This is a genomic window from Sphingopyxis sp. RIFCSPHIGHO2_12_FULL_65_19, assembly GCF_001830555.1.
Taxonomy (GTDB): Bacteria; Pseudomonadota; Alphaproteobacteria; order Sphingomonadales; family Sphingomonadaceae; genus Sphingopyxis.
The window spans coordinates 61,747-82,961 of record NZ_MIAM01000026.1 but is presented as its reverse complement, the minus strand read 5'-3'; the positions used below and the strand labels follow the sequence as shown (position 1 = coordinate 82,961).

Sequence of the window (21,215 nt, the reverse complement as noted above, 5' to 3'; positions counted from 1 at the left end):
TACCGGAAAATTTACCATGATGGCGTAGCGTCCCGGCCATGGACAGTTTCCGCACCCCCACCGCCCGCGGCCACAAGCGCACCCCGGCTTCGATCGAGGTCACCGTCAACGGTGTGCTCAACTTCGTCGACGGCCGGATCAGCGACCTGTCGGAGGGCGGAGCGCGGATCGACGGGGCCAGTATGCCCGCGCGCTCGCGCTGCGAAATCCATTATGGCGGCGCGGTCACCTATGCCGTCGTCATGTGGTCCGAACATGACCGCATGGGCGTGCGGTTTCCGTATGAATTGACCCACGGGCCGCTTCACAGGGCGCTCGTTCAGGCGCGCAGCGCGTCGTCGATCGAACCCGCGCAGCTTTTCCAGGCCACGCGCCCCATCACCTTCGGCCGCCGCGGCCTTTCCTGAACGCATCGTCGCGGCGACCTTGCCGCGTTCGCCTTTTGTCCCTAGCGTGGGGGCATGGCTCCCGATCCGCTATCCCTGCCCGCGATCCACGCGAGCCACATCGGCATCTGGATCGCCGACGCGCACGGCCGCGTGCAGCGGGTCGGGCGCGGCGAGGCGATTGCCGCGGTCGCCGCGACCCCCCACCTTTTACTCAATGCGACGCTGACCGGCGACCGGCTGGGCTATCCCGAATTGTCGGGGCTCGACCTGCTCGAACTGTTCGCATTCCTCTATCCCGCGCGCTTCGCCGTGCCGACACCGGCGGGAATAGCGGCGACCGCCGGGCTGGAACCGCCTGGGAAAGAGGATGACATTGCCGCCTTCCTGCCGCGTGCCGCCGCCGCGATGCTGGACAGCCTCGACGATCCCGACTGGGCCGAACGCGAGGGCGCATGGCACGGCGTCCAGGCCCTGTCGCGCCAACGCTGGTCGTGGGCGCCGCTGATCCAGCCGCGCCTGACGCAGCCCGATGCGGCCGAACGCTGGCTGTTCGCGCGCCTGCCCGAATGGGAAGAGACGCCGCCACGCGGCGCGCCGCGGCAAGTGACGATCGACGAAGCCGATGTCGCCGCGCGGCTCGACCGCCTGACCGGCGACGGGGCCGAACGGCGACCGGGACAACAGGATTATGCGCGCGCCACGTCGGCGATCTTCGCACCGCGCGAGCGCCGCGATGCACCGCAGATGCTGGTGGCAGAGGCGGGAACGGGTATCGGCAAGACGCTCGGCTATCTCGCGCCGGCAAAGCAATGGATCGACCAGTCGGCCGGCAGCGTGTGCATCTCGACCTTCACCAAGGCGCTACAGCGCCAATTGGCGCGCGAGACCGAGCGGCTTTATCCCGACGCCGCCACGCATCGCGAAAAGGTCGTCGTGCGCAAGGGGCGCGAAAACTATCTCTGCCTGCTCAACCTCGAAGACGCCTTGCAGGGCGGTTTTTCGGGGCGCGCCGCGATCCTCGCGCAGCTTGTCGCGCGCTGGGCGGCCTACACCCGCGACGGCGACATGGTCGGCGGCGACCTGCCCGGCTGGCTGCCCGCGCTGTTCCGCCGCAACGGGACGACCGCGCTGACCGACCGCCGCGGCGAATGCATTTATGCGGGCTGCCCGCATTTCCGCAAATGCTTCATCGAACATTCCGCGCGCGCCGCGACGCAGGCCGATATCGTCATCGCCAACCATGCGTTGACGATGGTGCAGGCGGCACGTCCGCGCCCCGGCTCGCAAGACGGCGGCGGACTCGCGACCCGGCTGATCTTTGACGAGGGTCATCATCTGTGGGACGCCGCCGATTCGATGTTCGCGGCCGCGCTGACCGGGCAGGAAGCGGTCGAAATCCGCCGCTGGGTGCTGGGGCCCGAGGGCAAGTCGCGCGGTCGCCGCCGCGGACTCGCCGCCCGGCTTGCCGATGTTGCCAGCTATGACGAGGCGGGCGATCGCGCAATCCAGGCCGCAATCGCCGCGGCGGCCGAACTCCCCGGTGACGGCTGGCTTGGGCGCTTGAACGAAAACGACCCCTGGGGCGCAATCGAACGCCTGCTCGTTGCGGTGCGCGCCATGACCTATGCCCGCGCCGTCGACACCCGCACCGCCGACACCGGCTATGGCCTCGAAACCGAACTTGCCGATCCCGATCCCGAACTGGTCACCGCTGCGGCGGGCGCGAGCGACGCAATCGAGGCGCTGCTGCGCCCGTTGATGGCGCTCGGCAAGCGGCTGGAGGCGCTGATCGACGATCCGCCCGACTGGCTCGACGGCCAGGCCCGCGCGCGCGTCGACGGCGCGCGCCACAGCCTTGGCACGCGCATCGACACGCTGGGCGGCTGGCAGTCGCTGCTCGGCCGCGTGGGTGGTCCCGCCGACCCCGATTTCGTCGACTGGCTGGCGGTCGACCGCTACGACGGGCGCGAGTTCGATACCGGGCTGCATCGCCACTGGCTCGACCCCGCGCGCCCCATCGCCGACGTGGTCTATCGTCCGGCGCAGGGGGTCCTCGTCACCTCGGCGACGCTGCGCGGCAGCCTCCACGGCGGCGCGGGCTGGACCGATGCCGACATCCGCACCGGCGCGCGCCACATGGACGGCGGCGTCCGGCATTTCGCGGTCCCCAGCCCGTTCGACTATGCCCGCCAGTCAGAGGTGCTGATTGTGACCGACATCGCGCGCGGCGACCTGCCCGCCCTCGCCGGAGCCTACAGCCGACTGATCGAGGCATCGGGGGGCGGCGCGCTCGGGCTGTTCAGCGCGATCCGACGGCTGCGCATCGTCCATTCGCGCATCGCCGACCGGCTTGCGCGTGCGGGGCTCCCGCTGTTCGCGCAGCATGTCGACCCGCTCGACACGGGCACGCTCGTCGACATCTTCCGCGCCGATCCCCATGCATCCTTGCTTGGCACCGACGCCTTGCGCGACGGGGTCGATGTTCCTGGCGAGTCACTGCGACTCGTCGTCATGGAGGGCGTGCCCTGGCCGCGGCCGACGATCCTCCACGCGGCGCGGCGCGCGGCGCAGGGCGGCAGCGCCTATGACGACATGGTGATCCGCGCCCGCATCGGGCAGGCGTTCGGGCGGCTGATCCGCCGCGCCGACGATTTCGGCCAGTTCGTGATGCTTTCGCCCAGTTTCCCGTCGCGCCTGCTCAGCGCCTTTCCCGAAGGCACCCCGATCCGCCGCCTACCGCTCGACGAAGCGGTCAATCATGTGGCCGCGGCGAATGTCGAAAGGCGAAAAAGCGCCTATCCAGCCTTTTCACCGTCATAAGATTGCGGCACAAGGCCTGCGGATTTGAAGGACAGGCGCAGCGGCGCGGGGAGAGATTTTGAAGAGTTTGACCATCCTGCGCCACGCCAAATCGGGTTGGGACGTGCAGGTCGAGCGCGATTTCGACCGGCCGATCAACAAACGCGGGGCGCGCGGCGCCGAACTGATCGGACAATGGCTAAAGCGGCAGAAACTGCCGGTCGATCGCATCATCGCCTCGCCTGCCGTGCGCGTGACCGAAACGCTCGATATCTTCCAACCCGCCGCAGATTTGGACACGCTTGAACCGCATTGGGACCGGCGCATTTACCTCGCGTCCGCGGCCACCCTGATCGACGTGATCCGCGATACCGGCAAAAATGCCGATCACCTGCTGATTTCGGGCCATAATCCGGGGCTGGAGGATCTGATCCTGATGCTCGTCCCCGAAACGGCGGACGATGAACTCCGTGCAAAGGTCGAGGAAAAACTGCCGACGTCGGCGCTGGCGCGGCTCGAACTCGACATTGCCGACTGGCATGATCTCGATACGAACAGCGCGCGTTTTGTCGGCTTTATCCGGCCGCGCGACCTCGACCCGGCGCTCGCGCCGGCGATGGACAACGACTGACGCCTAGGCGGCGATTGCCGCCGCGAGCCGTTGGCGGAGCGCGATCAACGCTGCAACCGGGATCGTCGCTCCGGCACGGGGATTTGCACTGGCGCTATCCAGCGCCTCCCGCGTCAAAGCCGGGCGCGCAGCACTGTCTGTCGCCGCGCCCGGTTCGGCGGACAGCGCCTTGCGCGCACCCTCCACCGTGAACCCCTGCACATGCAGCAGATGATGGATGCGCTCGGCCAGCGCGACATCTTCGGCGCGGTAATAGCGGCGGCGCCCCGAACGCTGGAGCGGCTTCAGCTGCGGAAACCGCGTTTCCCAATAACGCAGGACATGCGTCGGAACGCCGATCCGCACCGCCAGCTCGCCGATGGCAAGCATGGCGGCGGGCGCTTTGCCGCCATCGTCGGACATCTCAAAACCCGACATCGGTCAGATGCAGCCTATTTACCGGCAACGCGCGCGCGCATCGTCTGGCTGGCGCGAAACGTCATCACGCGCCGCGGCAGGATCGGCACTTCGATGCCGGTTTTGGGATTGCGCCCGATCCGCTGCGCCTTGTCGCGCAGGACGAACGTGCCGAACCCCGAAATTTTCACATTCTGACCGACCGCGAGCGCGTCGGACATATGGTCCAGAATCGATTCGACGATTGCCGCCGATTCATTGCGCGACAGCCCGATTTGCTGATTGATCCGCGTCGCAATGTCGGCGCGCGTTAGAGTCCCTGCGGTCATATTATTCCCTTCCCCCTCTGAAGCGAAAATGCGCGATGGGTTCCCGGACGGCCCCCACCGTTACGAGTCCCTGCGGACATATGTAACAAATGCGAATTAATCCGCCAAACTGAAACGGATGGAGCGAGAAGTTGACGCGCCGGAGCGATGCGTCAGACGCGCAGGACCGCCGCACCCCAGGTGAAGCCGCCGCCCATCGCCTCCAGCACGACGAGGTCGCCGCGCTTGATGCGGCCGTCGCGCACCGCGAGGTCGAGCGCCAGAGGCACCGACGCCGCCGATGTATTGGCGTGCTGATCGACCGTCAGCACAACGCGTTCGGCCGGCAGGCCCAGCTTTTTCGCGGTCGCGTCGATAATCCGCTTGTTCGCCTGGTGCGGCACGACCCAGTCGATCGCCTCCGCCGACAGGCCAACGTCGGCCATGACCTCGCCCAGCACCGACGCCAGATTGGTGACGGCATGGCGGAACACTTCGCGGCCCTGCATCCGAACATGGCCGACAGTGCCGGTCGTCGACGGGCCGCCATCGACGTAAAGCATGTCCGAATATTTGCCCTCGGCGTGGAGCCGGGTCGCCAGAATACCGCGATCGTCGTCGACATCCTCGGCCGACAGGACGATCGCCCCCGCCCCGTCGCCGAACAGGACGCACGTCGTGCGATCTTCCCAGTCGAGAATGCGGCTGAAGGTTTCGGACCCGATCACCAGTGCGTGCTTTGCGGCGCCGGTGCGCAGCATCGAATCGGCAACCGACACGGCGTAGAGAAAGCCCGAACAGACCGCCGCCACGTCGAACGCGATGCAATCGGGGGTGCCGAGCAGCGCCTGCACCTTGGTCGCGCTGGCAGGAAATGTGTTGTCGGGAGTCGCCGTTGCCACGATGATCAGGCCGATGTCGGACGGCTCCAGCCCCGCCGCGGCCAGCGCCTGCCGTGCCGCATCGGCGCCCAGCGTCGCGGTGGTCTCGTCGGCTTCGGCGATATGGCGAAACCGGATGCCGGTGCGCTCGACGATCCATTCATCGCTGGTGTCGACGCGCGTCGCCAGTTCGGCGTTGGAAACCCGCGTGCGCGGCAAGGCCGAGCCCGTGCCGGCCAGGATCGCGCGCAAGGTCATGCGGCGTCACCGCCGCGGAAATTCGCAAGATCCTCGGTCACCTGTCGCGTAATGTCCTTTTCGATCAGCTCGGCGCACAGGTGGACGCAATTCGCGACCCCTTTCGCATCCGCGCTGCCATGGCTTTTGAGCACCACGCCGTTGAGGCCAAGGAACACGGCGCCATTATGGTTGTTGGGATCGAGATGATGCTTGAGCAGCTCGGTCGCCGGACGCGAGATCAGGAAGCCGATCTTCGAGCGCGTCGAACTGGTGAAGGCGCGGCGCAGCAGGTCGGTGACGAAGCGCGCCGTCCCCTCGATCGTCTTCAAGGCGATATTGCCCGAAAAGCCGTCGTGGACGATCACATCGACATCGCCGCGCGACAATTTGTCGCCCTCGATGAAGCCGGTGAAGTCCATCGGCAGACCGTGCGCTTCGCGCAGCCGCGCCGCGGCATCGCGAATCTCGTCGGTGCCCTTCAATTCTTCGGTGCCGATGTTGAGCAGCGCGACGCGCGGCCGTTCCAGCCCCATTGCGGTGCGCGCATAGGCGGCGCCCATCACCGCAAACTGGATCAGGTTGTTGGCGTCGCAATCGGTGTTCGCGCCCAGGTCGAGCATGACGACATCATTGTCGCCAAGCGTCGGCAGCAGTGCGGCGAGAGCCGGCCGGTCGATCCCCGGCATCGTGCGCAGCGCCAGCTTTGCCATTGCCATCAGCGCGCCGGTGTTGCCCGCCGACACGGCACCGCCAGCGTCGCCGCGCTTCACCGCGTCGATCGCGAGCCCCATCGAGGTGCTCTTGGCCTTGCGGATCGCCTGGCTGGGCTTGTCCTCGCCCGACACCACACCCTCGGTGTGGAGGATGTCGGATGCCGCGCGCAGATTCGGATGGTTTTCGAGCGCCGCCTTGATCTGCACCTCGTCGCCGACGAGGATGAAGCGGAGGCCGTCATGCTTGTGGCGCGCCATTGCGGCGCCGGCGAGCATCATGCGCACGCCGACGTCACCGCCCATCGCATCGATTGCGATTCGCGGTGTCAGTGCCATCTAATGCCCTCCGGCCTGATTTTTACGCGCCGACCGACACCACTTCGCGGCCGTTATAGTGGCCGCAGGCGTTGCAGAGGTTGTGCGGGCGCTTCAGCTCGCCGCAATTCGGGCATTCCTGAAAGGCTTCGACCTTCAGGCTGTCGTGGCTGCGACGCATGCCGCGCTTCGAGGGCGAGGTTTTTCGCTTGGGAACGGCCATGATATTTCCTGCATTCTCAAATAGTGTGTCACGAATCGGCTACCCGGATTTGTCGTGCCCGTCGCCGGAAACAACTGGCCCGCCCGCCGCGCCGAAGCCCGTTCCTGCCAGATAATGCCAGGAAAAATCTTCCGCCGGAAGGTGCCTCAACGCCAGAAGGTGTCGGGTGCCGGATCGGGCGGGGCTATAGCGTTTTTGCCCGCAAAGGCAACCCCATTGCGCGACGATGGCTGCGACGTCATTCGCTGCGTCATGCCGGACGTGATCCGGCATCCATCACCGCGGCGACATCATGGACGCCCGACCAAGTCCGCGGCGGCGAAGCGGGGACAGCCATGCTTGCCCTGCTCGCTGCGCAATGCCAAACCGCTCCTGCTGCCGGACACGCCGGCCCATGGGGGAAAATATATGATAATCTTGCCGATCAGCCTGACGATCGCCGCCGGTGCGGCGCTGCTCAATCTCTGGCTCTCGGTCCGGGTGGGCCGGGTACGCACCAGGGAAAAGGTCTTCATCGGCGACGGCGGCAATGATTTGCTGACCCGGCGGATGCGCGCGCACAGCAATTTTGTCGAAAACACCGCCTTCGTGCTGATCCTGCTCGCGCTCGTCGAGCTCGGCCTCGGCTCGTCGATGTGGCTGTGGGGCGTCGGCGCTGCCTATCTGGTGGGGCGCATCCTTCACGCGATGGGGATGGACGGGATGATGTGGGGCCGCATGGTCGGCACGATCATCACCATGCTCACCCAGCTCGGCCTCGCGATCGGCGCGCTGGCGATCGTCTATCTGACACCCACCAGCGTGACGACGACCGCCATCGAGGAAACGGTGGTCGCGGCACCGCGCTGATCGTCTCCCCTCCCGCTTGCGGGAGGGGGGCTTAGCTGCCCAATGCCATGTCGCCCACGAACGGATTGGTCCGCCGCTCGTGCGCAAAATTGCTGTGCGCGCCGTGGCCCGGCAGGAAGGTCGTATCGCCGCCCAGCGGCCACAATTTCTGCGTGATCGAATCGAGCAATTGCTGGTGATTGCCGCGCGGAAAGTCGGTGCGCCCGATCGATCCCTGAAAAATCACGTCGCCGACGATGGCAAGTTTCGACGGCGCATGATGGAATACCACATGCCCCGGCGTGTGTCCGGGGCAATGGATCACGTCGATTTCGAGGTTGCCGACGGTCACCGTGTCGCCGTCGACCAGCCAGCGGTCGGGTTCAAAAGACTCGCCCACCATGCCGAACCGCGCGCCATCCTCGGCAAAGGCATCGATCCAGAATCGGTCGTCCTCGTGCGGGCCCTCGATCGGCACGCCCAGTTCCTTCGCCAGCATCCCCGCCTGCCCGCAATGATCCATATGGCCATGGGTGACGAGGATCTTCTCGACCTCGACCCCGGTCTGCCGGACCGCGTCCTTCAGCTTGGGCAGGTCGCCGCCAGGATCGACAAAGGCCGCCTTGTTGGTGGCGGTGCACCACAGCAAGGTGCAATTCTGCTGAAAGGCGGTGACCGGCACGATCGCCGCGCGCATCGGGGGGGTGGGAGCGTTCATGGCTCTTCATGTGGGGAAATGAACCTTCGTTGGCAAGCTACAGTGCCAAGCTCATCCGCATCTGTCAGGTCGACCAAAACAGGGGGGGACGAATGACCGAATCTGTTCTTGCAGTTCTGATCGAATATGGGCTGCCGACGCTGGCTATCGCCTGCTTTGGCCTGGTGCTGGGAACCTTCACCTGGCGAAACGCCCGCCCTGCGCCTCGAGCTTTGCTCATTACCCTGAGCGCTTATGCCATCAATGTTGTGCGATCGGCGCTTGGTCTTACGGTCGCCAATTTCGGATGGGTAGGAGAAGCCATTTATTCTGCACCGGGAGCATTGATCTTTGGACTTTTATACTACTGGCATCTCAGGAAAAACTGGCTCAGCGACGAACACCAGCCCAGCGTTTCCCGCTAAAGAAGCCTTTCAGCGCAGCGTCGTTTTATTGCCATCGAGGTTCATCGCAGCAGCCAACCCGTGACATGATCCGATACCGAGCCGGTTTGACCCGGCCGTATCCTCGCCCTATCGCTTCGACCATGACCGACGCGTTTCTTCACGGCACCGTGCACGAGGCACGCGAGGATATGCAGACGGCCCTCACCGCCGATCCCGCGGCGCTGGCGCTGTGGCAGGCGCTGACTCCATTGGGGCGTAACGAATTCATCTGCTGGGTCGACGACGCCAAGCAGGACAGGACGCGCGCGCGCCGAATCGAACGGACCGTGGAGGAATTGCACGAAGGCAAGAAGCGCCCCTGCTGCTGGGCCGGGTGCATCCACCGCACCGACAAGGCCCCGAGCAAGTGGCAGCAGGCCGTGCTGATCGACAAGAAGGCAAGATAGAACGCGCAGCGCCTCAGCGCAGCGTCATCGTATCGCCTTCGACATTCACCGCGTCCAGCTTGGACAGAAAGCTTTGTCCGAGCAGCGATACGCCCATGTCGGCGTCGATCACCGCTGCCTGCACCCCGCGCACCTCGATCCCGTCGACTTCGATGCTGTCGAGCATGACCGGCCGCATCGACACGATGCCGCCCGCGGTGCTGGCGCTGCCCCCGATCGGAAGGTCGTCGACATTGATCCCGATCGCTTCGGCATCGCGGCGGGTCAGCGCGACGATCGACGCGCCGCTGTCGACCATCATACGGACGTTGCGCCCGTCGATTTCTGCGTCGGCATAAAAATGCGAATCGGCCGCGCGGCCCAGCCTTACCTCGCCCGCCCCGCTCGCCGCTGCGGTTGCCGAGGACCAGCCGCCGCTCTGGCGCCGCTGCGTCGTCCAATTGCTATTGTCCTGCGCTTGTTCGGACGCCGATGCGGCGACATTATCGGCCGTGCGGCCGACAATGCCGGCCATGCCGATCGACACCACCGCAATGCCCGCGGCCAGACCAAGGAAGCGCCCCATCATCGGCCCATTTATCGCAGACGAGGGTTGGAGATTGGTTAAGCGGGTGCAAGATGGTCCGCGTCGGTCACCCCCCGCGCTTTGCCGATATCGCTATTCGATGAACGCCCGCCAAGTCGGCGTGTCGCCGCGAATGCTGTATGCGATCCGGGCGCAGGCATAGGGGCGACCGGGACGGTTGTCGGCTTCGCGCGCGGTCGCGGGCCACGGACCGTCGCCAAGGCCCCCCGCCTTCCAGCACAGGAGTGCTTCGGCCTCCTGACCCGCCTCGATCGCCGCCCGCTCGTCGGCGTTCAGCGAAGCGGGCGCGCTCCACCCGAACAGGGCTTGGTGGGTGAATCCCTTGGAAAACAGCGCGTGGAGAAAGGGACTGTTGCGATCACGGAGCAGGTTTTTGACGCGATCGCGATCGGCCGCCGCCAGCCACGCCCCGCCCAGCATCGGCACCCAACGCGCCTCATCGCGCGATTGCAAAGCTGCCGTCAACTCGGCTGCCGCTGCCTCGAACCGGGGCCTCCAGGCCGAGTCCGCTGCGAGCGGAGCCAGCCTGGCAGGCGACTGCGCGGTCTCTGGCTGGGCCGGCAGCAACGAGACCGGCGCCGCGACCGTGGGCGCCGCCAGAACGAAAGCGGCGACGGGCGACAAGAGAAACAGCGAGCAACGCATGGCGGCCAGTCTAGCAGCCCGCGCTGTCCCTGTCATGAACCCGCAGCGAGTCCGTCCCGCAGCCACGCCGGCGCAGCCGCCCCGTCGATGCTTTCGACCCGCCGATGCTCGACCGACCAGCCGAGTTCGGGGTAGCTGATCACCTGCCTCTTTTCGTCAGCCTGGGCCAGCGGCACGACGACAAGCCGCCGGTTGACCTTTTGCCGCCAGTTCATCCGCGCCGTATTTTCCTGCCCGACGTAACAGCCCTTGGTAAAGCTGACGCCGTTCAGTTCGGCCGCATTGCATTCGAGCCACAGCGTCGTGCCATCACCAAGTTCGGCGCGGCCTTCGGTGACGCCCAGCGCCAGCCGATGCGCCCGCCATCGTTCGTCGGCCCCCTCACCGTCCTCCGCCGGCGCCAGCCAGCGCTGTCCGAGTTCGGACAGGCGCGGATCGACGACGCCCAGGTCGCCTTCCGGCGCCCACTGGACGCAAAGATCGGGTTCGCGTTCGATGGTGATCGCGCGGCGCAGGCGATAGAGCGTCAGGCGTTTCGCCAGGTCGCCCGCGGCGTCGCGCTCGCAATCGATCAAGATATCGTCGCCGTCGCCCCAGATCAGGAAATCGAACAACGCCTTGCCCTGTGCGGTCAACAGGGCGGCCCACACGGGCAGGTTGCCCGCCGTATCGTTGGTGACAAGGCCTTGCAGGAAGCCGCGAACGTCCTCGCCCGACAGACGGATGAGCGCGCGGTTGACCAGCGTTGTCGCCAGCGTTGTCGAGAGGGTGGTATTGGACATGCCAATAATCTAGGGACGCGGCAGCCAAAGCCAACCCACAAGTTGACGAGTCCCCTATGACCGACCGCCTGACGATCCGCCGCCCCGACGACTGGCATGTCCATCTGCGCGACGGCGCGATGCTGGGCCATGTCGCGCCTTATACGGCGCGCCAGTTCGCGCGCGCGATCGTCATGCCGAACCTGTCGCCGCCAGTCACCACTGCCGAGGAAGGCCGCGCCTACCGCGACCGGATCAACGCCGCGATCCCCGCCGGGTTGGACTTCACCCCCCTGATCGTCGCCTATCTGACCGACGCCACCGACCCCGATGAAATGGCACGCGGCCATGCCGAGGGCGTGTTCACCGCCGCCAAGCTCTATCCCGCGCACGCCACCACGGGCAGCGCGCACGGTGTGACCGACGTCGCGAACATCATGGCGGTGCTCGAACGGATGCAGGACATCGGCATGCCGCTGCTGATCCACGGCGAAGTCACCGACCATGACGTCGATATCTTCGACCGCGAGGCGGTGTTCATCGACCGCACGCTCGAACCGCTGGTCCGCGCGCTGCCCGCGCTCAAGATCGTGTTCGAGCATATCACGACGGCCGAGGCGGCGCAGTTCGTCGCCGATGCGCCCGCCAATGTCGCCGCGACGATCACGCCGCAGCACCTTCACATCAACCGCAATGCCATGCTCGTCGGCGGCATTCGCCCGCACGCTTACTGCCTGCCCGTCGCCAAGCGCGAGCATCACCGGCTTGCGGTCCGCGCGGCCGCGACGTCCGGCTCGCCCAAATTCTTCCTCGGCACCGACAGCGCGCCGCACGCGGTGCATACGAAAGAGGCGTCGTGCGGCTGCGCGGGTATCTTCAACGCGCCCTATGCGCTCGAAAGCTATGCGATGGCGTTCGATCAGGACGGGGCGCTCGACAAGCTGGAGGGGTTTGCGAGCGAGCATGGCCCGAACTTCTATGGCCTGCCGCTTAACACGGGCACGGTGACGCTGGAACGCGCCCCGGCGACCGTTCCCGCCCTCATCGGCGAAGTCGTCCCCTTCCACGCCGGCGAAACGATCGGCTGGCGCCTGATCTAATTTCTTTCGTCACCCCGGACTTGATCCGGGGTCCATGACTTCGGCGCCGCGGTGGATGCCGGATCAAGTCCGGCATGACGAAGAAATCTAAGCCGCCGGCATCACCCGTTCGGCGCGCATCTTGCGCAGCATGTCAAAGCTGAACACCGCGATGCTGACCCAGATCAGCAGAAAACAGGCCAGCTGGACCGGCTTCAGCGGTTCGCCGAACACGGACAGGCTCAGCAGGAACTGCACGGTCGGCGCCAGATATTGGACGAAGCCGAGCGCCGCATAGCTCATCCGCCGCGCCGCGGTCGCGAACAGCAACAGCGGCACCGCGGTGACGATGCCCCCTGCCATCAGCAACAGGGTGATCGAACCGTCCGAACCAAAACCGCGCCCGTCGCCGGTCCAGATATAATAAGCGGCAAGGACAAGCGAGGGCGCAAGCAGTGCGGTCGTCTCGACCGCCAGCCCCGGAAGCGAGCCGACCGGAACGATCTTGCGGATCAGTCCGTAAAAGGCGAAGGAAAAGGCGAGCGTCAGGCTGATCCACAGCGTGTCCAGCGCTCCCGCCAGCAGGATCGCGACCCCCACCCCGGCGATGACGACCGCCACGAGTTGCAGCCGCGACAGCCGTTCGCCTAGGAAGATCATCCCCAGCATCACATTGACCAGCGGGTTGAGATAATAGCCGAGGCTCGCCGCGAGCACGTGGTCGGTGAAGATCGAATAGATATAGACGAGCCAGTTGACCGCGATCAGCGCCGCGCTGACGATCAGCAGGCGCAGCACCTTCCAGTCCTTCAGCGCCGCCAGATACTCGCCGATCTGCCGCCGGAAGACCATGATGAGGAAGCAGAAGGGCAGCGACCAGATGATCCGCTGCGCCAGCACCTCGGCCGGCGGGACGCTGCCGAGCAGTTTGAAAAAGAGCGGGACGAACCCCCACAGGCCATAGGCCGCGAGCGCGTAGGGCAAACCGCCCTGATGGCTCCCCGCGGGGGCCGGTGTCTGTGCCATGGCGCCCGGGCTGTCCTAAAGGATCAGATGATGCCGCCGCCCAGCATCAGGCGGATCACGCCGATGACGATGACGACGATATTCAGGTTCCGCCCGCTCGTCTTGTCCGACATCGCACCCAATGCAAGGCCGACGACAGCGAACGGCACGATCACCCAATTCGCCCAGCCGAGCAGCGGGATGAAGGCAAAAACAGCCAGAACCAGCGCAATGGCACCAATGACGAGCGATCCGATATTCAGCATGTGCCGGTTCTCGCACGCCGCCGCCGATGCGGCAAGGGGCTTTCGGTTCGTCGATGGATTGGCTCAATTCATCTTGTTGCCTTGGGTTCATGCAACGGGTTCCGGACCCGGCTCGTTTCCTCCCCGAAGCGCCCAGCCTTGTGCAAGCGAGACGCGGCGCCGAACCAGGAAAGGACATAAGATGCGTAATCTCACCAAGGGCCTGATGGGCGCCTTTGCCGCCGCCAGCGTCGCCCTGACCGCGCCTGCCTATGCGGGTATTGCGGCACCGGCGAAGGCCGACGGCTTCCACAAGCTCGACCAGTCGGCCAGCTTTCACAAGAAGCGCAAGGATCGCCGCTATTATGCGAACGACCAGCGTATCAATCGCAACACCCGCGTGTGGCGCGGCGAAGACGGCCGCTATCGCTGCAAAAAAGACAATGGCACGACCGGCCTCCTGATCGGCGGCGCCGTCGGCGGCCTCGCGGGCCATGAAATTGCGGGCGGCGGCGACAAGCTGCTCGGCACGATCATCGGTGCCGGTGCCGGTGCGCTGATCGGCCGCGAGGTCGACCGCGACAAATATCGCTGCCGCTAAGCAACGGAACCCGTCTCGAGTTCGGGTTCGGACCCCTCCGCCCGAACACGCTGATGGAGAGGGCACCGGTTCACCGCCGGTGCCCTCAAGCGTATCCGCTTGCCGAACGGGCGCGCTTGCCGCAGAAGCGTTCGCCATCGCTGCGGGAGTAGATATATGTTGAATGGCCCCCTGCTCGTCACCGAGCGGTTGATCCTGCGTCCGCCCGCGACCGAGGATTTCGACGGCTTTGCCGCCATGTGTAGCGAAGAAGATACGATGCGGTTCCTGGGCGGCACCTGCCCGCGGTCGCAGGCGTGGCGCCTGTGGTGCACCCTTGCCGGGGCGTGGCACATCCGCGGCTTTTCGATGTTTTCGGTGATCGAACGCGCGACCGGCGAATGGGTTGGGCGGCTTGGTCCGTGGGAACCCGACGGCTGGCCCGCGCCCGAAATCGGCTATGGCGTGCGCGCGCAGTTTGCGGGCAAGGGCTATGCCCTCGAAGGCAGCGTCGCGGCCTGCGATTTTGCAGTCGAGTTTTTGAAATGGCCCGAACTGATGCACTGCATCGACCCTGCGAACACCCGCTCGCAGGCGCTCGCCAAAAGGCTCGGCGCCACGAACAGCGGACCGACCCGCCTGCCCGCGCCCTTCGAGGATGCGCCGGTCGATGCCTGGACGCAAAGCGCCGATGCATGGCGCGTGAAGCGCAAGGAATTTCTGCCTTGAGCGCGCCCCAACGATAAAAGCGTCTCGCTCCGAGACAGTTTTGCGCTAACAAAGCCGTGCCCGTTAACGCATTTTATTTGCGCCTTTTTGAGCTGGATCGGGCATTCCCCTACAAGATTAAGGGAGTGTTAGCGATGATGTTGCGCGGAAAATGGCTGGTTGCCGGTATGCTGATGGCGGCGGTGCCGCTCGGCGGGTGCCGGGACAATCCCAATGCAAAGGCCGACCTCGCGCCGCTCGATGACGGGCTGACCAACGCCGACCCGGCGATCAAGGGTTCGCTCGAAGACAAGATCATGGTCGATCCCAAGCTGGCGGGCCAGGCGAACCGGAACGCGGTTGGCCCCGGCAACCGGCCCGTGGACGGCGGCGTCCCCGGCATCGCGGGCGGCAAGGCGGCGACCGCGGCCGAGGCTGCGGCCGCTCTCGCCGCTGGCAAATTGCTCGCCGCGCCGAAAGCCCTGCCGTTCGAGGCCGGATGCGACGGATGCGAGGCGCAGAAGCGCCCGGTGACGATCGGCGCGCTCGCGCGCGATCAGCAAAAGGGCGGCTGCGACGCCAAGCTGACCTATTCCAACGCCTGGGCCGATCGCCTGCCCGCCGCGTTCAAAGTCTATCCGCGCGCAACGCTGCGCGAAGCGGCGGGAATCGCCGGCGGCAAATGCAATATCCGCGTCGTCAATTTCCAGACCGCGGCGTCGATGCAGGCCGTGCTCGACTATTATCACACGATGGCAATCCGCGCCGGATACACCAGCGACCACCGCGTCAACGGCAACGAATATATGCTCGGCGGCACCAAGGGCGACCTGGCCTATGTGCTGATGATGCGCCGCGACGGCGGCATGACCGACATCGACCTGGTGGCTTCGGGCGGCAAATAGGCGCCCCGGACAGCGGCCATGAAAAAAGGCCCCGGGGAGAGGGAACTCCCGGGGCCTTTTTCATGCGTTAAGCGGCGGGGTCGTCAGACCTTGTCGCCCAGCGCGCCTTGGACCTTGCCCTTCAGGTTCTGGGCTTCGCCCTTGCGCTCCTGCGCTTCGCCTTCGGCGCGGAGGCGCTCGTTGTCGGTCGCCTTGCCGATCGCCTGCTTGGTGTTGCCAGCGGCTTCGTTGGCGAGGCCTTTTGCTTTTTCGGTGAGTTCACCCATGATGCATCTCCTATGGCTTGGGAAGAGGTCGTCTGCCTCTTGACCTACCAACGCAGGGATGACGCAATAGTTGCCAAATGTGCGACTAACCGCTTGCCGCATAAAGATATTTTTTCCGGAACAAGCGACGCTGCCGGGCGTTGATGCTTAAATCAGTCCGGCGAGCGGACTGGACGGGTCGGCATATTTGCGCAGCCCCATGCGTCCGGACAGATAGGCATCGCGCCCCGCCTCCACCGCCAACTTCATCGCGCGCGCCATGCGGATGGGATCTTTGGCCTCCGCAATCGCCGTATTCATCAACACCCCGTCGCAGCCGAGTTCCATCGCGACCGCGGCGTCGCTCGCGGTGCCGACACCGGCATCGACGAGCACGGGCACCGACGCGCCTTCGACGATCAGGCGGATCGTGACGCGGTTCTGGATGCCCAGTCCCGACCCGATCGGTGCGCCCAGCGGCATCACCGCAACGGCGCCCGCATCTTCCAGCTGCTTCGCCGCTATCGGGTCGTCCACGCAATAGACCATCGGCAGGAAGCCCTCTTTCGCGAGCACCTCGGTCGCCTCCAGCGTTTCGCGCATGTTCGGATAGAGCGTTTTCGCCTCGCCCAGCACTTCCAGCTTCACCAGATCCCAGCCCCCCGCCTCGCGCGCCAGCCGCAGCGTGCGGATCGCGTCGTCGGCGTTGAAGCAGCCCGCGGTATTGGGCAGGTAAGTGATCTTCTTGGGGTCGATATAGTCGGTCAGCATCGGCGCGGTCGGATCGGACACATTGACCCGGCGCACCGCGACGGTGACGATTTCCGCCCCAGACGCGGCGACCGCGGCGGCATTCTGCTCGAAATCCTTATATTTGCCGGTGCCGACAATCAGCCGCGACGTGAACGTCCGCCCGGCAACACTCCAACTGTCGGTCAACACCCGCCTCCTACGAAATGAACGATTTCCAGCGCGTCGCCGTCTTCCAGCGCCACGTCGGCCAGCGTCGAGCGTGGCACGATCAGGCGGTTGCGTTCGACCGCGACCTTCTTGACGTCGAGGCCCAGCGAGGCGACCAGGTCGGCGACGCTGCCTTCGCGCACCTGCCGCTGTTCGCCGTTGAGGATCACCGAAATCACCGCGCACCCGCCTTGCTTTGCCTTTTGTCGAGCAGCCCATATAGGGGGAGCGCCCTTCGTAGCAACCGAAAGCCAAGCTCTTGTCCGACAAGCCGACCGTCTTTGTCTTCTCCGGCCCCAATCTCAACCTGCTCGGCACGCGCGAGCCGGAAATTTACGGCCATGACACGCTGAACGACATCCACGCCCGGCTCGAAGCGCGCGCCGCCGAACTCGGTCTGCGCGTCGAATGCCGCCAGACGAACCACGAAGGCGTGCTGATCGACTGGCTGCACGAAGCCTATATCGCGGGTGCTAAGGCCGTGCTGCTCAACGCCGGGGGCTATACGCACACCTCGATCGCGATCCATGACGCGATCAAGTCGATCAAGGTGCCGGTGATCGAAGTCCATTTGTCGGACCCGATGAAACGCGAAGAATTTCGCCACCTCAGCTATGTCGGCATGGCCGCGGTCCAGCATTTTGCCGGTCATGGCGCAAACAGCTATATGCTGGCGCTGGACGCCGCGGCCCGTCTCTGACAAAGGGGGCGCATCAAAAAATGGGGTCAGGACGTCGCGACCACGACGTCGCAACAACAGGAAAAATTCTCATGGGTGACCATAAAGACAATGGCATCAACATCGATCCGGCCTTCGTGCGGGCGCTCGCCGAACTGCTCGACGACACCGGGCTGTCGGAAATCGAGGTCGAGGACGGCGACCGCAAGGTGCGCGTCGCGCGCACGATGACCGCCGCGGCCCCCGTCGCATACGCCCCGGCGCCCGTCGCCGCTCCGGCCGCGGCCCCTGCCGCGCCCGCCGCCGCCGCCCCTGCGCCCGCCGCCGACAGCTTTGCCGATGCGGTCAAGTCGCCAATGGTCGGCACCGTCTATCTGGCCCCCGAACCGAGCGCGCCCAATTTCGCTGCCATCGGGTCGGCGGTGAAGGCGGGCGACACCATCCTGATCATCGAAGCGATGAAGGTGATGAACCCGATCGTCGCCCCCGCGTCGGGCACGCTGACGGCCGTGCATGTCGAGAACAGCCAGCCGGTCGAATTCGACCAGCCGCTGTTCACCATCGGCTGATCAACCGATGGGAATCGAAAAGCTCCTGATCGCCAACCGCGGCGAGATTGCGCTGCGCATCCACCGCGCGTGTCATGAAATGGGCATCAAGACCGTCGCGGTCCATTCGACCGCCGACGCCGATGCGATGCACGTCCGCCTGGCCGACGAAGCCGTGTGCATCGGCCCGCCGGCGGCAAAGGACAGCTATCTCAACATCCCCGCGATCATTTCGGCGGCCGAGATCACCGGCGCCGACGCGATCCATCCGGGCTATGGCTTCCTCTCGGAAAATGAGCGGTTCGCCGAGATCATCGAAGCGCATGACATGATCTTCGTCGGGCCGAAGCCCGAACATATCCGCACGATGGGCGACAAGGTCGAGGCAAAGCGCACCGCGGTCGCGCTCGGCCTTCCCGTCGTTCCGGGTTCGCCCGGCGCCGTGACGTTCAGCGAAGAGACGAAAAGGCTCGCGAAGGACATCGGCTATCCGGTGCTGATCAAGGCCGCATCGGGCGGCGGCGGCCGGGGCATGAAGGTGGTGCCCGACGAGGACAGCCTCGAAAGCCTGATGGGTCAGGCCTCATCCGAAGCGGCGGCCGCCTTTGGCGATCCCACCGTCTATATGGAAAAATATCTGGGCAACCCCCGCCACATCGAATTTCAGGTGTTTGGCGACGGCAATGGCAATGCGATCCATCTCGGCGAGCGCGACTGTTCGCTCCAGCGCCGCCACCAAAAGGTGCTCGAAGAAGCCCCCTCGCCGATCATTTCGGCCGACGAACGCGCGCGCATGGGCGGCATCTGCGCCGACGCGATGGCAAAGATGGGCTATCGCGGCGCCGGCACGATCGAGTTCCTGTGGGAAAATGGCGAATTCTTCTTCATCGAGATGAACACGCGCATCCAGGTCGAACATCCGGTGACCGAGATGATCACGGGTTTCGACCTCGTCCGCGAACAGATTCGCATCGCGGGCGGCCGCGACCTTTCGGTGAAACAGGAAGACCTGGAATTTCGCGGCCATGCGATGGAATGCCGCATCAACGCCGAAGATCCGCGCACCTTCATGCCGTCGCCGGGCAAGGTCACCAATTATCACGCCGCGGGCGGCATGCATGTGCGCGTCGATAGCGGGCTCTATGCCGGCTATTCGATCCCGCCCTATTACGACAGCATGATCGGCAAGCTGATCGTCTATGGCCGCACCCGCGAAAGCTGCATGATGCGGATGCGCCGCGCGCTCGAGGAAATGGTGATCGGCGGAGTGAAGACGAACATTCCGCTGCATCAGGCGCTGCTCGCCAATCCCGACGTCATCCACGGCGATTACACGATCAAATGGCTGGAAGAATGGCTGGCACAGCAGGATGAAGAGGCGAAGGCCTAAGCGCCGTTCGTCACCCCGGATCGAGCCGGGGTGACGACGCCGCCGATGCGCCCAGTCGTCGCTCTGCTCACTTTCGCTACCCCGTAATTTTGGCTATGGGCTTTAACCATGGTCAAATACTCCCCCTTCTCCGCGCGTCCCGCTTCGGCGCTTCTTCTCCCGCTCAGCCTGCTTGCGGTGCCCGCGCTGGCGCAGCAAAGCGTCAAGGAGGACTCGGTCATCCTCCAGCCGGACAAGGTGACGGACGACGCCCCCGTTGTCGAAACCGCGGCGGAGGCCAACCTGCCCAGCTGGTCGAAACAGAATGCCGAAACGCTGCTGGCGGCGATCGAGGGCATCGGTGACGAGGGTCTGTTCGCAAAGGATTACAGCCCCGACGCACTCGCCGCGGCGATCATGGGCGGCGATCAGGCGCGGCTCGACAAGGTCGCGACCGATACGTTCCTGCTGCTTGCGACGCATCTGCGCGACGGGCGGACGCCCAATGCGGCGCGCAAACAATGGTTCATGGTCGACAGCGACGCCGACGCAGAGCCTCTGCTTTCGCTTCTCGCGGCGGCGCTGGGCGCAGGAACGGTCGGTGAGACGCTCGCGACGCTCGACCCCGTGCACCCCGATTTTGCGGTGCTCAAGGCCTCGCTCAAGAAAGCCAAGACTCCGGCCGAGGCCAATGCGATCCGCGTCAACATGGAACGCTGGCGCTGGATGCCGCGTGCACTGGGCGAACGCTATGTCGTCAGCAACGTCCCCGAATATCTGACCCGCGTCGTCCATGGCGGCACGATCATCGCGACGCACAAGGCCGTGGTGGGCAAGGCATCGACCGCGACGCCGCAACTCAACCCGATGGCGACCGGAATCATCGTCAACCCGACGTGGACGCTGCCGCGCAGCATCATCAACGAAGGCATCGGTGCGACCATCGCCAACAACCCGGCGTCGGCGCGCGCGCAGGGCTATACCTGGACGGGCAAAGGCAAGACGCTGTCGGTGGTGCAAAAGGCCGGGCCGAACAATGCGCTGGGCGTGATGAAGATGGAAATGCTCAACGAGCATGCGATCTATCTGCACGATACCCCGTCCAAGGGCGCGTTCAATGCCGCCGCGCGCGCGTTCAGCCACGGCTGCATCCGCACCGAACGCGCGCTGCACTTTTCGGGCCTGATGGCCGTCATGTTCGCAGGCAAAAGCCCCGAGGAATTTGGCGAGGCGATCGCGAGCGGCAAGACGACGCGCTTCGGCTTCGACAGCCCCTTTCCCGTCTATGTCGCTTATTGGACGATGGTTCCCGACGGCAAGGGCGGCGTGAAGAAGCTCGCCGACATCTATGGCCGCGACGCGCCGGTGGTGGCGAGCTTCGCCAAACCCGGCCGGCCGACCGCAACGATCATCGCCCCCAAGCCGCCCGAAGTCGTGCCAACGGTCACGACCGCGCGCGCAACGACGCCGGGGACAAGCGGAATTTATTGAGCGCCGGCTGACGATCGAAAGCTGCCCAACCTGCCCCGTTCGCATCGAGCGAAGTCGAGGTGCCCGACGGCGTCGCGCTATGTCGAGAGGTGCCTCGACTTCGCTCGACACGAACGGGATTGAGGACGGCCGGAAA

General features: G+C 65.4%; 28 protein-coding genes. 14 read left to right on the top strand and 14 right to left on the bottom strand.

All coding sequences use genetic code 11. The features are described from left to right. Positions 1 to 38: 38 nt before the first annotated feature. Genes A3E77_RS08675 through A3E77_RS08665 form a run of 3 tightly spaced genes read left to right on the top strand, consistent with a single transcriptional unit; the run spans position 39 to position 3,819 of the window. Positions 39 to 407, top strand: a complete 369-nt coding sequence (locus A3E77_RS08675) for a PilZ domain-containing protein (RefSeq protein WP_293645001.1) — start codon at positions 39 to 41, stop codon at positions 405 to 407. Positions 408 to 461: 54 nt separating this feature from the next. Continuing rightward, the gene (locus A3E77_RS08670; RefSeq protein ID WP_293644999.1) at positions 462 to 3,209 is read left to right on the top strand and encodes an ATP-dependent DNA helicase; all 2,748 of its coding nucleotides are present in this window, start codon (positions 462 to 464) and stop codon (positions 3,207 to 3,209) included. A gap of 58 nt (positions 3,210 to 3,267) precedes the next feature. Beyond that, positions 3,268 to 3,819 (top strand): SixA phosphatase family protein, encoded by a 552-nt coding sequence (locus tag A3E77_RS08665; protein ID WP_293644997.1) that lies wholly within the window; start codon positions 3,268 to 3,270, stop codon positions 3,817 to 3,819. Positions 3,820 to 3,822: 3 nt separating this feature from the next. On the opposite strand, the gene A3E77_RS08660 is transcribed toward A3E77_RS08665, so the two are convergent. From A3E77_RS08660 to rpmF, 5 genes are all read right to left on the bottom strand, one after another. Beyond that, positions 3,823 to 4,236 (bottom strand): MerR family transcriptional regulator, encoded by a 414-nt coding sequence (locus A3E77_RS08660; protein WP_293644995.1) that lies wholly within the window; start codon positions 4,234 to 4,236, stop codon positions 3,823 to 3,825. 14 nt (positions 4,237 to 4,250) lie between these two features. Further along, positions 4,251 to 4,544, bottom strand: coding sequence for an integration host factor subunit alpha (locus A3E77_RS08655; protein WP_037516152.1), 294 nt, complete (start codon positions 4,542 to 4,544; stop codon positions 4,251 to 4,253). 152 nt (positions 4,545 to 4,696) lie between these two features. Beyond that, positions 4,697 to 5,662 carry a beta-ketoacyl-ACP synthase III gene (locus A3E77_RS08650; protein WP_293644993.1) on the bottom strand — a complete coding sequence of 322 codons (966 nt, stop codon included), beginning with the start codon at positions 5,660 to 5,662 and terminating at the stop codon, positions 4,697 to 4,699. Continuing rightward, complete coding sequence (plsX, locus tag A3E77_RS08645; protein WP_293644991.1) at positions 5,659 to 6,693, bottom strand: phosphate acyltransferase PlsX; 1,035 nt, start codon at positions 6,691 to 6,693, stop codon at positions 5,659 to 5,661. Before plsX ends, A3E77_RS08650 begins: the two co-directional genes overlap by 4 nt. A gap of 22 nt (positions 6,694 to 6,715) precedes the next feature. Next, entirely contained in the window at positions 6,716 to 6,895 is a 180-nt protein-coding gene (rpmF, locus tag A3E77_RS08640; protein ID WP_011541714.1) for a 50S ribosomal protein L32, read from the bottom strand. Between the two features lie 408 nt (positions 6,896 to 7,303). Between rpmF and A3E77_RS08635 the strand changes: the two genes are divergently transcribed. Continuing rightward, positions 7,304 to 7,744 carry an MAPEG family protein gene (locus A3E77_RS08635; RefSeq protein WP_293644989.1) on the top strand — a complete coding sequence of 147 codons (441 nt, stop codon included), beginning with the start codon at positions 7,304 to 7,306 and terminating at the stop codon, positions 7,742 to 7,744. A 31-nt stretch (positions 7,745 to 7,775) separates the two neighbouring features. Here A3E77_RS08635 and A3E77_RS08630 read toward each other — a convergent pair whose 3' ends face one another. Then, positions 7,776 to 8,441: an MBL fold metallo-hydrolase gene (locus tag A3E77_RS08630; protein ID WP_293644987.1), complete on the bottom strand. Its 666-nt coding sequence runs from the start codon at positions 8,439 to 8,441 to the stop codon at positions 7,776 to 7,778. 92 nt (positions 8,442 to 8,533) lie between these two features. On the opposite strand from A3E77_RS08630, the gene A3E77_RS08625 reads away from it, so the two are divergent. Together A3E77_RS08625 and A3E77_RS08620 are read left to right on the top strand one after the other, a co-directional pair. Next, positions 8,534 to 8,845 carry a hypothetical protein gene (locus A3E77_RS08625; protein ID WP_293644985.1) on the top strand — a complete coding sequence of 104 codons (312 nt, stop codon included), beginning with the start codon at positions 8,534 to 8,536 and terminating at the stop codon, positions 8,843 to 8,845. A gap of 122 nt (positions 8,846 to 8,967) precedes the next feature. Next, the gene (locus A3E77_RS08620) at positions 8,968 to 9,273 is read left to right on the top strand and encodes a YdeI/OmpD-associated family protein (RefSeq protein ID WP_293644983.1); all 306 of its coding nucleotides are present in this window, start codon (positions 8,968 to 8,970) and stop codon (positions 9,271 to 9,273) included. Between the two features lie 13 nt (positions 9,274 to 9,286). On the opposite strand, the gene A3E77_RS08615 is transcribed toward A3E77_RS08620, so the two are convergent. The 3 genes from A3E77_RS08615 to ygfZ form a co-directional block, all read right to left on the bottom strand. After that, on the bottom strand, positions 9,287 to 9,838 hold the full coding sequence (locus tag A3E77_RS08615) for a retropepsin-like aspartic protease family protein (protein WP_293644981.1): 552 nt from the start codon (positions 9,836 to 9,838) through the stop codon (positions 9,287 to 9,289). A gap of 93 nt (positions 9,839 to 9,931) precedes the next feature. Further along, positions 9,932 to 10,504 (bottom strand): hypothetical protein, encoded by a 573-nt coding sequence (locus A3E77_RS08610; protein WP_293644979.1) that lies wholly within the window; start codon positions 10,502 to 10,504, stop codon positions 9,932 to 9,934. A gap of 32 nt (positions 10,505 to 10,536) precedes the next feature. Then, positions 10,537 to 11,286: a CAF17-like 4Fe-4S cluster assembly/insertion protein YgfZ gene (gene ygfZ, locus A3E77_RS08605; RefSeq protein ID WP_293644977.1), complete on the bottom strand. Its 750-nt coding sequence runs from the start codon at positions 11,284 to 11,286 to the stop codon at positions 10,537 to 10,539. A 56-nt stretch (positions 11,287 to 11,342) separates the two neighbouring features. Here ygfZ and pyrC point away from each other — a divergent pair, with 56 nt between their 5' ends. Continuing rightward, positions 11,343 to 12,365, top strand: coding sequence for a dihydroorotase (gene pyrC, locus A3E77_RS08600; RefSeq protein ID WP_293644975.1), 1,023 nt, complete (start codon positions 11,343 to 11,345; stop codon positions 12,363 to 12,365). Positions 12,366 to 12,452: 87 nt separating this feature from the next. On the opposite strand, the gene rarD is transcribed toward pyrC, so the two are convergent. Further along, the gene (gene rarD / locus A3E77_RS08595; protein WP_293644973.1) at positions 12,453 to 13,370 is read right to left on the bottom strand and encodes an EamA family transporter RarD; all 918 of its coding nucleotides are present in this window, start codon (positions 13,368 to 13,370) and stop codon (positions 12,453 to 12,455) included. A gap of 23 nt (positions 13,371 to 13,393) precedes the next feature. Next, positions 13,394 to 13,615 carry a membrane protein gene (locus A3E77_RS08590; RefSeq protein ID WP_039572978.1) on the bottom strand — a complete coding sequence of 74 codons (222 nt, stop codon included), beginning with the start codon at positions 13,613 to 13,615 and terminating at the stop codon, positions 13,394 to 13,396. A gap of 181 nt (positions 13,616 to 13,796) precedes the next feature. Here A3E77_RS08590 and A3E77_RS08585 point away from each other — a divergent pair, with 181 nt between their 5' ends. The 3 genes from A3E77_RS08585 to A3E77_RS08575 all read left to right on the top strand — a co-directional run bounded on the left by A3E77_RS08585 (position 13,797) and on the right by A3E77_RS08575 (position 15,787). Further along, complete coding sequence (locus A3E77_RS08585; protein WP_293644971.1) at positions 13,797 to 14,195, top strand: glycine zipper 2TM domain-containing protein; 399 nt, start codon at positions 13,797 to 13,799, stop codon at positions 14,193 to 14,195. Between the two features lie 156 nt (positions 14,196 to 14,351). Next, complete coding sequence (locus A3E77_RS08580) at positions 14,352 to 14,903, top strand: GNAT family N-acetyltransferase (RefSeq protein WP_293644969.1); 552 nt, start codon at positions 14,352 to 14,354, stop codon at positions 14,901 to 14,903. Between the two features lie 134 nt (positions 14,904 to 15,037). Further along, entirely contained in the window at positions 15,038 to 15,787 is a 750-nt protein-coding gene (locus A3E77_RS08575) for a hypothetical protein (protein WP_293644967.1), read from the top strand. Between the two features lie 83 nt (positions 15,788 to 15,870). Here the strand turns inward: A3E77_RS08575 and A3E77_RS08570 are convergent, their stop codons facing one another. From A3E77_RS08570 to thiS, 3 genes are all read right to left on the bottom strand, one after another. Then, positions 15,871 to 16,053, bottom strand: coding sequence for a CsbD family protein (locus A3E77_RS08570; protein WP_293644965.1), 183 nt, complete (start codon positions 16,051 to 16,053; stop codon positions 15,871 to 15,873). Positions 16,054 to 16,200: 147 nt separating this feature from the next. Continuing rightward, positions 16,201 to 16,971, bottom strand: a complete 771-nt coding sequence (locus tag A3E77_RS08565; RefSeq protein WP_366652625.1) for a thiazole synthase — start codon at positions 16,969 to 16,971, stop codon at positions 16,201 to 16,203. Continuing rightward, positions 16,968 to 17,171: a sulfur carrier protein ThiS gene (gene thiS / locus A3E77_RS19425; RefSeq protein ID WP_366652624.1), complete on the bottom strand. Its 204-nt coding sequence runs from the start codon at positions 17,169 to 17,171 to the stop codon at positions 16,968 to 16,970. Before thiS ends, A3E77_RS08565 begins: the two co-directional genes overlap by 4 nt. An 80-nt stretch (positions 17,172 to 17,251) precedes the next feature. On the opposite strand from thiS, the gene A3E77_RS08560 reads away from it, so the two are divergent. From A3E77_RS08560 to A3E77_RS08545, 4 genes are all read left to right on the top strand, one after another. Further along, positions 17,252 to 17,692, top strand: a complete 441-nt coding sequence (locus A3E77_RS08560; protein ID WP_293644963.1) for a type II 3-dehydroquinate dehydratase — start codon at positions 17,252 to 17,254, stop codon at positions 17,690 to 17,692. Positions 17,693 to 17,763: 71 nt separating this feature from the next. Beyond that, positions 17,764 to 18,240, top strand: coding sequence for an acetyl-CoA carboxylase biotin carboxyl carrier protein (gene accB / locus A3E77_RS08555; RefSeq protein ID WP_293644961.1), 477 nt, complete (start codon positions 17,764 to 17,766; stop codon positions 18,238 to 18,240). Between the two features lie 7 nt (positions 18,241 to 18,247). Continuing rightward, positions 18,248 to 19,609, top strand: a complete 1,362-nt coding sequence (gene accC / locus A3E77_RS08550) for an acetyl-CoA carboxylase biotin carboxylase subunit (RefSeq protein WP_293644959.1) — start codon at positions 18,248 to 18,250, stop codon at positions 19,607 to 19,609. A gap of 108 nt (positions 19,610 to 19,717) precedes the next feature. Beyond that, complete coding sequence (locus tag A3E77_RS08545) at positions 19,718 to 21,079, top strand: L,D-transpeptidase scaffold domain-containing protein (protein ID WP_293644957.1); 1,362 nt, start codon at positions 19,718 to 19,720, stop codon at positions 21,077 to 21,079. Positions 21,080 to 21,215: the final 136 nt, after the last annotated feature.

What these genes read in the sequence shown, in the direction of transcription:
- accB (WP_293644961.1), top strand. Translation starts at nt 17,764, where the DNA reads ATGGGTGACCATAAAGACAATGGCATCAACATCGATCCGGCCTTCGTG.
- A3E77_RS08625 (WP_293644985.1), top strand. Translation starts at nt 8,534, where the DNA reads ATGACCGAATCTGTTCTTGCAGTTCTGATCGAATATGGGCTGCCGACG.
- A3E77_RS08660 (WP_293644995.1), bottom strand. Translation starts at nt 4,236, where the DNA reads ATGTCGGGTTTTGAGATGTCCGACGATGGCGGCAAAGCGCCCGCCGCC.
- rarD (WP_293644973.1), bottom strand. Translation starts at nt 13,370, where the DNA reads ATGGCACAGACACCGGCCCCCGCGGGGAGCCATCAGGGCGGTTTGCCC.
- A3E77_RS08580 (WP_293644969.1), top strand. Translation starts at nt 14,352, where the DNA reads ATGTTGAATGGCCCCCTGCTCGTCACCGAGCGGTTGATCCTGCGTCCG.
- rpmF (WP_011541714.1), bottom strand. Translation starts at nt 6,895, where the DNA reads ATGGCCGTTCCCAAGCGAAAAACCTCGCCCTCGAAGCGCGGCATGCGT.
- A3E77_RS08590 (WP_039572978.1), bottom strand. Translation starts at nt 13,615, where the DNA reads ATGCTGAATATCGGATCGCTCGTCATTGGTGCCATTGCGCTGGTTCTG.
- A3E77_RS08585 (WP_293644971.1), top strand. Translation starts at nt 13,797, where the DNA reads ATGCGTAATCTCACCAAGGGCCTGATGGGCGCCTTTGCCGCCGCCAGC.
- ygfZ (WP_293644977.1), bottom strand. Translation starts at nt 11,286, where the DNA reads ATGTCCAATACCACCCTCTCGACAACGCTGGCGACAACGCTGGTCAAC.
- A3E77_RS08630 (WP_293644987.1), bottom strand. Translation starts at nt 8,441, where the DNA reads ATGAACGCTCCCACCCCCCCGATGCGCGCGGCGATCGTGCCGGTCACC.
- A3E77_RS08570 (WP_293644965.1), bottom strand. Translation starts at nt 16,053, where the DNA reads ATGGGTGAACTCACCGAAAAAGCAAAAGGCCTCGCCAACGAAGCCGCT.
- A3E77_RS08650 (WP_293644993.1), bottom strand. Translation starts at nt 5,662, where the DNA reads ATGACCTTGCGCGCGATCCTGGCCGGCACGGGCTCGGCCTTGCCGCGC.
- A3E77_RS08675 (WP_293645001.1), top strand. Translation starts at nt 39, where the DNA reads ATGGACAGTTTCCGCACCCCCACCGCCCGCGGCCACAAGCGCACCCCG.
- A3E77_RS08575 (WP_293644967.1), top strand. Translation starts at nt 15,038, where the DNA reads ATGATGTTGCGCGGAAAATGGCTGGTTGCCGGTATGCTGATGGCGGCG.
- A3E77_RS08655 (WP_037516152.1), bottom strand. Translation starts at nt 4,544, where the DNA reads ATGACCGCAGGGACTCTAACGCGCGCCGACATTGCGACGCGGATCAAT.
- plsX (WP_293644991.1), bottom strand. Translation starts at nt 6,693, where the DNA reads ATGGCACTGACACCGCGAATCGCAATCGATGCGATGGGCGGTGACGTC.
- A3E77_RS08670 (WP_293644999.1), top strand. Translation starts at nt 462, where the DNA reads ATGGCTCCCGATCCGCTATCCCTGCCCGCGATCCACGCGAGCCACATC.
- A3E77_RS08615 (WP_293644981.1), bottom strand. Translation starts at nt 9,838, where the DNA reads ATGGGGCGCTTCCTTGGTCTGGCCGCGGGCATTGCGGTGGTGTCGATC.
- A3E77_RS08545 (WP_293644957.1), top strand. Translation starts at nt 19,718, where the DNA reads ATGGTCAAATACTCCCCCTTCTCCGCGCGTCCCGCTTCGGCGCTTCTT.
- A3E77_RS08610 (WP_293644979.1), bottom strand. Translation starts at nt 10,504, where the DNA reads ATGCGTTGCTCGCTGTTTCTCTTGTCGCCCGTCGCCGCTTTCGTTCTG.
- A3E77_RS08635 (WP_293644989.1), top strand. Translation starts at nt 7,304, where the DNA reads ATGATAATCTTGCCGATCAGCCTGACGATCGCCGCCGGTGCGGCGCTG.
- accC (WP_293644959.1), top strand. Translation starts at nt 18,248, where the DNA reads ATGGGAATCGAAAAGCTCCTGATCGCCAACCGCGGCGAGATTGCGCTG.
- pyrC (WP_293644975.1), top strand. Translation starts at nt 11,343, where the DNA reads ATGACCGACCGCCTGACGATCCGCCGCCCCGACGACTGGCATGTCCAT.
- A3E77_RS08620 (WP_293644983.1), top strand. Translation starts at nt 8,968, where the DNA reads ATGACCGACGCGTTTCTTCACGGCACCGTGCACGAGGCACGCGAGGAT.